The 7,555-nt window shown below is 66.3% G+C and carries 5 protein-coding genes; 4 read left to right on the plus strand and 1 reads right to left on the minus strand.

Annotated elements, in window-relative coordinates:
• The first annotated feature begins 2 nt into the window (after positions 1 to 2).
• The 3 genes from cobN to V0R62_RS21315 are packed head-to-tail and all read left to right on the plus strand — an operon-like array spanning position 3 to position 5,433.
• Entirely contained in the window at positions 3 to 3,764 is a 3,762-nt protein-coding gene (cobN, locus tag V0R62_RS21305) for a cobaltochelatase subunit CobN (protein ID WP_330105111.1), read from the plus strand.
• 2 nt (positions 3,765 to 3,766) lie between these two features.
• Positions 3,767 to 4,765 carry an ATP-binding protein gene (locus V0R62_RS21310; RefSeq protein ID WP_330105112.1) on the plus strand — a complete coding sequence of 333 codons (999 nt, stop codon included), beginning with the start codon at positions 3,767 to 3,769 and terminating at the stop codon, positions 4,763 to 4,765.
• A gap of 53 nt (positions 4,766 to 4,818) precedes the next feature.
• Positions 4,819 to 5,433: a vWA domain-containing protein gene (locus V0R62_RS21315; protein ID WP_330105113.1), complete on the plus strand. Its 615-nt coding sequence runs from the start codon at positions 4,819 to 4,821 to the stop codon at positions 5,431 to 5,433.
• Positions 5,434 to 5,538: 105 nt separating this feature from the next.
• Here the strand turns inward: V0R62_RS21315 and V0R62_RS21320 are convergent, their stop codons facing one another.
• Entirely contained in the window at positions 5,539 to 5,805 is a 267-nt protein-coding gene (locus V0R62_RS21320) for a hypothetical protein (RefSeq protein WP_028690802.1), read from the minus strand.
• A 333-nt stretch (positions 5,806 to 6,138) separates the two neighbouring features.
• On the opposite strand from V0R62_RS21320, the gene V0R62_RS21325 reads away from it, so the two are divergent.
• On the plus strand, positions 6,139 to 7,464 hold the full coding sequence (locus tag V0R62_RS21325) for a sigma-54 dependent transcriptional regulator (RefSeq protein ID WP_330105114.1): 1,326 nt from the start codon (positions 6,139 to 6,141) through the stop codon (positions 7,462 to 7,464).
• Positions 7,465 to 7,555: the final 91 nt, after the last annotated feature.

The raw sequence follows: 7,555 nt of genomic DNA on the forward strand, positions 1-7,555 counted from the left end.
CCATGCACCTGCTGCGGACCCAACCCGGCGGCTTCGTGCCGGACGACAGCATCGCCGACCTCGGCCAGACCCCCGCCGACCTGGTGATCCTCTGCAGCGGTGATTCACACCTGGCGCTGCTCGCCGAAACCGCCGAGCAGCTGCCGGCGGACTTCCCCAGCGTGCGCCTGGCCAACCCGATGCTGGTGCAGAACCACGCCTCGGTCGACCTGTATGTCGACCAGGTGCTGCGTCATGCCAAGGTGATCCTGGTGTCGCTGCATGGCGGCGTCGGCTACTGGCGCTATGGTGTCGAGCAACTGGTCGAACTGGCGGGGCGTGGGGTCGAGCTGATCCTGGTGCCCGGCGACGACCGTCCCGACCCTGAACTCACCGACCTGGGCACGGTCCGCGGCGAACAGGCCGAGCGCCTCTGGCACTTCCTGCGCCAGGGCGGCAAGGCCAACGCGGTGAGCCTGTTCAACTGCCTGGCCAACCAATGGCTGGGCCGCGATTACCCGTGGGATGAGCCGCAGCCCTTGCCGCGCACGGCGGTCTACCATCCGGCCAAGGCCACGGCGCGCCTTGAAGACTGGTACGCCGAGTGGAACCCGGAGCATCCGGTGGCGCCGTTGCTGTTCTACCGTTCGCACCTGCAGGCTGCCAACACGGCGTTCATCGATGTGTTCTGCCAGCGCCTGCAGGCCTGTGGGCTGAATCCATTGCCCATCGCCGTGGCCAGCCTGAAGGAGCGCGCCTGCCTGGACCAGGTCGAGGCTTGGCTCGACGAGGTGCAGGCCGAAGTGGTGATCAACACCACCGGTTTCGCCCTGTCCAGCCCCGAGCAACCCAACCTGCGCCCGCTGCGCCGTGATGTGCCGGTGCTGCAGGCCATCTGCGCCCAGGACAACCAGCCCGGCTGGGAGCAGAGCGAGCAGGGCTTGGGCGCCCGCGACCTGGCAATGCACATCGCCCTGCCGGAACTGGACGGGCGCATCATCACCCGGCCGGTGAGTTTCAAGGACCTGGCCTGGCGCAGCGAGCGCAGCCAGTCCGATGTGGTCTGCTACCGGGCCCACCCCGAGCGCATGGACTTCGTCGCCGAACTGGCACGGCGCTGGGTGACCCTGGCGCGTCTGGACAACCAGGAAAAGCGCGTGGCCCTGGTGCTGGCCAACTACCCGACACGCGATGGGCGCATCGGCAATGGCGTCGGCCTGGACACGCCGGGCGCGGCGCTCAACATTCTCGAGGCCCTGCAGGCGCAGGGTTATCCGGTGGCCGGTCTGCCCGACAGCGGTACCGAGTTGATTCACCAACTGCTCGGCGGGGTCACCAACGACCTCGATCACCTCGACCAGCGCCCCTGCGCCCAGAGCCTGGCCCTGGCCGACTACCAGCGGGCCTTTGCTGCCTTGCCCGAGGCCAACCGGCGCGCGGTACTGGAGCGCTGGGGGCTGCCCGAGCAGGACCCGATGTTCCGTAATGGACGCATGATGGTTGCCGGCTTGCGTTACGGCCTGACCTTCGTCGGCATCCAGCCGGCGCGGGGCTACCAGGTGGACCACAGCGCGGTGTACCACGACCCGGACCTGGTGCCGCCCCACGGCTACCTGGCGTTTCACTTCTGGCTGCGCAACGGCTATGCCGCCGACGCGGTGATCCATGTGGGCAAGCATGGCAACCTGGAATGGCTGCCAGGCAAGGGCGTGGGCCTGTCCGCCGAGTGCTGGCCGGATGCGTTGCTCGGCCCGTTGCCCAACATCTACCCGTTCATCGTCAACGACCCGGGCGAGGGCGCCCAGGCCAAGCGCCGCACCCAGGCGGTGATCATCGACCACCTGATGCCGCCGCTGACCCGCGCCGAGACCTACGGCCCGCTGCGCCATCTGGAGCAACTGGCCGATGAATACTACGAGGCGCAGTTACTCGACCCTCGTCGTGCCCGCGAACTGCAGCGGGACATTCTCGAACTGGTCAAGACCCACCATATCGACCGCGAGCTGCAACTCGAAGGGCAGATGGAGGACGCGGCGGTGTGGCTGCCGCGACTGGACACCTACCTGTGCGATTTAAAGGAGTCGCAGATCCGCGATGGCCTGCACGTGTTCGGGCAGTCACCGCAGGGACGTTTGCGCAGCGATACGTTGCTGGCGTTGCTGCGGGTGGCGCGGGGCGATGGCAAGGGCGGTAACGCCAGCCTGATCCGTGTGCTGGCCAAGGCGTTGGCGCTGGGTTTCGACCCGCTGGACTGTGACCTGGGGCAGGCGTGGGGCGGGCCGCGCCCGGACCTGCTGGTGCAACTCGACGCCAGCCTCTGGCGAACCTGTGGCGATACCCGCGAGCGCCTGGAATTGCTGGCATTGTCACTGATCGAGCAGGCCCTGCTGGGCACTCTCGCGCTATCGGACGGGGTCGAATGGGACGCAGTGCGCGAAGTGCTGCACACGCTGGTCGAGCAGGTCGCCCCCGATCTGGATGCCTGCGGCGCTGCCGAAATCGATGGCCTGCTGGCGGCCCTGGCCGGGCGTTTCGTCCCCGCCGGACCCAGCGGCGCACCCAGCCGCGGGCGGCTGGACGTGCTGCCCACCGGGCGCAACTTCTATACCGTCGATGTGCGCAACCTGCCGACCGCCACGGCTTGGCGCCTGGGATTTGCCTCGGCCAACCTGATCCTCGAGCGGCACCTGCAGGACCATGGCGATCACCTGCGCCAGCTGGGCCTGTCGGTGTGGGGCACGGCGACCATGCGTACCGGCGGCGATGACATTGCCCAGGCCATGGCGTTGATGGGCGTACGCCCGGTGTGGGCCACTGGCAGCCAACGGGTCGATGACTTCGAGATCCTGCCGCTGAGCCTGCTCGACCGGCCACGTGTGGACGTGACGCTGCGGGTGTCAGGCTTCTTCCGCGATGCCTTCGGTAACCTGATCCGCCTGTTCGACGCCGCCGTGCAGGCGGTGGCGGCACTGGACGAGCCGGACGACCTGAACCCCCTGGCCGCACGGGTGCGCGCCGAGCGCGAAGCGCTGCTTGGTGCTGGCATCGAGCCCGAACAGGCGGCGCGACAGGCCGGCTGGCGGGTGTTCGGCGCCAAGCCCGGCGCCTATGGGGCCGGTGTGCAGAACGCCATCGACGGACGCCTGTGGCACAGCCGCGACGATCTGGCCGAGGTCTACCTCAACCACGGTGGCTACGCCTATGGCGCCGCCGACGAAGGCACCCCGGCCCGCGCCGCGTTCGCCCAGCGCCTGGCACAGGTGCAAGCGGTACTGCAGAACCAGGACAACCACGAGCACGACCTGCTCGATTCCAACGATTACTACCAATTCCAGGGCGGCATGCTGGCGGCCGCCGAAACCTTGGCCGGCGCCACGCGGGCCAGCTACCACGGCGACCACAGCCAGGCCGATCGGCCGAAGGTACGTACCCTCAAGGAAGAACTCAATCGGGTGATCCGTGCGCGGGCGCTCAACCCCAAGTGGATCGACGGCGCCAAGCGCCATGGCTATAAAGGGGCGTTCGAGCTGGCGGCCACGGTCGACAACCTGTTCGCCTTCGACGCCACCACCCACCTGATTGACGACCATCATTACCAAGGCCTGGCCGATGCCTATGTGCTCGACCCGGCCACCCGCGATTTCATGCGCGAGCACAACCCCGAAGCCCTGCGCGACCTCACCGAGCGCCTGTTGGAAGCCCAGCAGCGCGGGTTGTGGCAGGAACCGGGCGACTATCGTGAAAGCCTCGAGCAGCAGTTGCTCGCTGGCGAGGAAGACAGCTGAACATGAGTGAACCCGTGCAATTCCCCCTGGCCGCCGTGGTTGGCGCCGATGACCTCAAGTTGGCCCTGTGCCTGACAGCCATCGACCCAAAGATCGGCGGCGTGCTGATCGAAGGGCCGCGGGGCATGGCCAAGAGCACCCTGGCCCGGGGCCTGGCCGACCTGCTGGGCGACGGCCCGTTCGTGACCCTGCCACTGGGTGCCACCGAGGAACGTCTGGTCGGAACCCTCGACCTGGATGCCGCACTCGGCCAGGGCCAGGCGCGGTTTTCGCCAGGCGTACTGGCCCATGCCGATGGTGGGGTTTTGTACGTCGATGAAGTCAACCTGTTGCCCGATCCCCTGGTGGACCTGCTGCTGGATGTGGCCGCCAGCGGCACCAACCGCATCGAGCGCGACGGCATTTCCCATCGGCATGCCGCCCGTTTCGTGCTGATCGGCACCATGAACCCGGAGGAGGGTGAGCTGCGTCCGCAGTTGCTCGACCGGTTTGGCCTCAACGTGGCCCTGGAAGGTTTGCCAGCGCCGCAGGCGCGTCAGCAGATCATTCGGCGCCGGCTGGCCTTCGACAGCGATCCGCAGGCGTTCTGCGAACAGTGGGCCGAGCAGCAGGCGGCATTGCGCGAGCGCTGCCGCTCGGCACGCGAGCGCCTGATGTCGATTGCCCTGGATGACCTGGCCCTGGCCTGGATCACCGAGCGCTGCTTCGCCGCTGGCGTGGACGGCCTGCGCGCCGACCTGGTCTGGTTGCGCGCGGCGCGGGCCCACGCCGCCTGGCGGGGTAACTCGGTGATCGAGGAGGTGGATGTGCAGGCGGTTGCCGAGTTTGCCCTGCGCCATCGGCGCCGCACCGAGGCGCCGCCACCCCAGGCCACTTCGGCTGGCGGGCAGGCGAGTCCACAAGAGGCGCCGGGCGGTCAAGGCGACTGGGGGGCATTGCCTGCTCAGCCGGTGGCCACGGGTGCTCGGCGCGAGGTGCCGAACTGGGCAAAAAAGCCCTGAGCATCCGCTCGCGCCATGATCGGGTGGCGGATGCCAGGCCTCGCGTCGGTCATTTGACGGGGACTTCCCGGGGCCGCCCGCGCATCAGTGATAGCGGGCGCATCGCCTGGCTGGCGACCTTGCTCAAAGGGCGGCCACGCCAGCGACGCGACCTGTGCTGGCAACAGCGCCAGGCCCAGGCGCCGGAACTGTGGCTGGTGATCGTCGATGCGTCGGCGTCGACCCGACGCAATCAGGCGCTGGCCCAGGCCAAGGGACTGCTGACCGGGTTGTTCGATGAGGCCTATCGGCAACGTGCGCGTCTGGCCTTGCTCACGGCCAGTGGCAATCGGCCGCAATGGCAACGCCATGGACTGAAAGCCTCGGCGGCGTTGCAGCCCTGGTTGCAGGCCCTGGGGGCGGGCGGTGGGACACCATTGCCAGCGGCATTGGAGGAGGCGCGTCAGTGGCTGCTGGCGCGGGGCAAGCGGCTACCCCATGTAGTCCAGCGCTGCCTGGTGTTGACCGATGGTCGTCTGCAGCAGGGCCCTGCGTTGCAGCCGCTACCTTGCGTGACGTTGCTGGTGGATATGGAAACAGCGGCGGTGCGCGTGGGCCGGGCACGCCAACTTGCCGAACAACTGCAAGCCGACTATCGGCATATCGAGCAGTTCGCGGTGATCAAATAAAAATCTAACTGCGACAGGATGTCGCAATTGAAAAACGTATTCCCCGCCTATGGGGAAACTTGCACAAGTGCGTGGTGGCCACGCACTTGCAGCAGAGTGCTGTTCTTACTTCGGCATCGACCAAGGTTGCAGGTCGTAACCTTTGCCGGACAGTTCGGCGCGCACTTCCTCGATCAGGCTGGCCCATTGCGCGGGGTCGGAATAGACGCGCGAGGACACTTGTTTGCTGCCGATGCGGGTGCTGGTCCGGTCGATCACTGCCAGGCTCAGTTCACCAGTACCGTTGGGTGCATCCCAGGCTACGCACTGGAAGGGTTCGAAGGCGTGGTCGGCGATCAGCAGTGCTTCGTTGACACGGAGCGGGGCGTTCATGGTTCGGTCTCTCTCATGGTCCCAAACAGCGAAATAAGGTGCCGCGGTGTTATTCCACAAAAGTGTACAGCGCGGGGTTATTCGTACTGATGCTCCAGATCAGGGTTGAAGTCACATGGCCGTTGAAATTTTTTTATATCGGCGATTTTTTTCTTACCTGTCCGGCGCGCTTAAGACGGCAATTGAGTTGGAGAATTCCCGAAGGCGTGTGCGGGATCAGGGTGGGCTGACCAACGGTAGTGGGGGGCGTCAAGTTCATTGCTACTGTTAATTCGGGCGTCGCAACTGTCTGTTTACAGTTAAAAAACCATAATCTGGCGTCAAGGAAAGGTCATGCTCGATACCGCATCCCTCCGCCGCTTGCTGATCGTCGACCCCTGCGACGATTGCCACCGCCTTTTGCCAGGTTTGCGCAGTGTCGGCTGGGATGTGCGAAGTTGTACGCTCGAGGCGGCGATGGAGCAGTCCTGCGATGTCGGCCTGGTACGCCTGCAGGCCTCGCACCTGTTGCACCCCGAGGCGGTCAAGGACCTGATCAAGCGCAGCAATACCGAATGGATCGCCGTGCTCAGCGCCGAGGAATTGCGACTGCAGAATGTCGGTGATTTCGTTTGTGAATGGTTTTTCGACTTTCACACCCTTCCGTTCGATGTCTCGCGGGTACAGGTCACCCTGGGGCGCGCCTTTGGCATGGCGCGGTTGCGCGGCAAAGGCCCGGTGCGGGTGGATGAACCTGAACACGAACTGCTGGGCGAGAGCCGGCCGATCCGCGAACTGCGCAAGTTGCTGGGCAAGCTGGCACCGACCGAGTCGCCGGTGCTGATCCGTGGCGAAAGCGGCACGGGCAAGGAATTGGTGGCGCGTACCCTGCACCGGCAATCGCAGCGGCGCGACAAACCGTTCATCGCCATCAACTGCGGCGCTATCCCCGAACACCTGATCCAGTCCGAGCTGTTTGGCCACGAGAAAGGCGCGTTCACCGGGGCGCACCAGCGCAAGGTGGGGCGTATCGAGGCGGCCAATGGCGGCACCCTGTTTCTCGACGAGATCGGTGACCTGCCGTTGGAGTTGCAGGCCAACCTGCTGCGTTTTCTCCAGGAGAAGCACATCGAGCGGGTAGGGGGTAATCAGCCGATCGCCGTGGACGTCAGGGTTTTGGCGGCAACCCATGTGGACCTGGAGAAGGCCATCGCGCTGGCGCGCTTTCGCGAGGACCTGTACTACCGGCTCAATGTCTTGCAGGTGATGACCGCGCCGCTACGTGACCGGCATGGTGACCTGTCGATGCTGGCCAGTCATTTTTCCCAGTTCTACAGCGCCGAGACCGGTCGCCGTCCACGCTCGTTCAGCGACGGCGCCCTGGCGGCCATGGGACGCCACGATTGGCCGGGCAATGTCCGCGAGCTGGCCAACCGGGTGCGGCGCGGGCTGGTGCTGGCCGAGGGCCGGCAGATCGAGGCGCAGGACCTGGGCCTGCAGGAGCTGCAGGAGCAGGACCAGCCATTGGGCACGCTGGAGGACTACAAGCACCGGGCCGAGCGCCAGGCGTTGTGCGATGTGCTGAACCGGCACAGCGACAACCTGAGCATCGCGGCCAAGGTGCTGGGGGTATCGCGGCCGACGTTCTATCGGTTGTTGCACAAGCACCAGATTCGCTGACGCCAGGGGCTGCTTTGCAGCCCTCTTCGCGGCACAAGGCCGCTCCTACAGGGCGCGCGGCCCCGGGCGGGGGGGGGGGGGGCGGGGGGGG

Source organism: Pseudomonas carassii, from assembly GCF_036324045.1.
Classification (GTDB): domain Bacteria; phylum Pseudomonadota; class Gammaproteobacteria; order Pseudomonadales; family Pseudomonadaceae; genus Aquipseudomonas; species Aquipseudomonas peradeniyensis.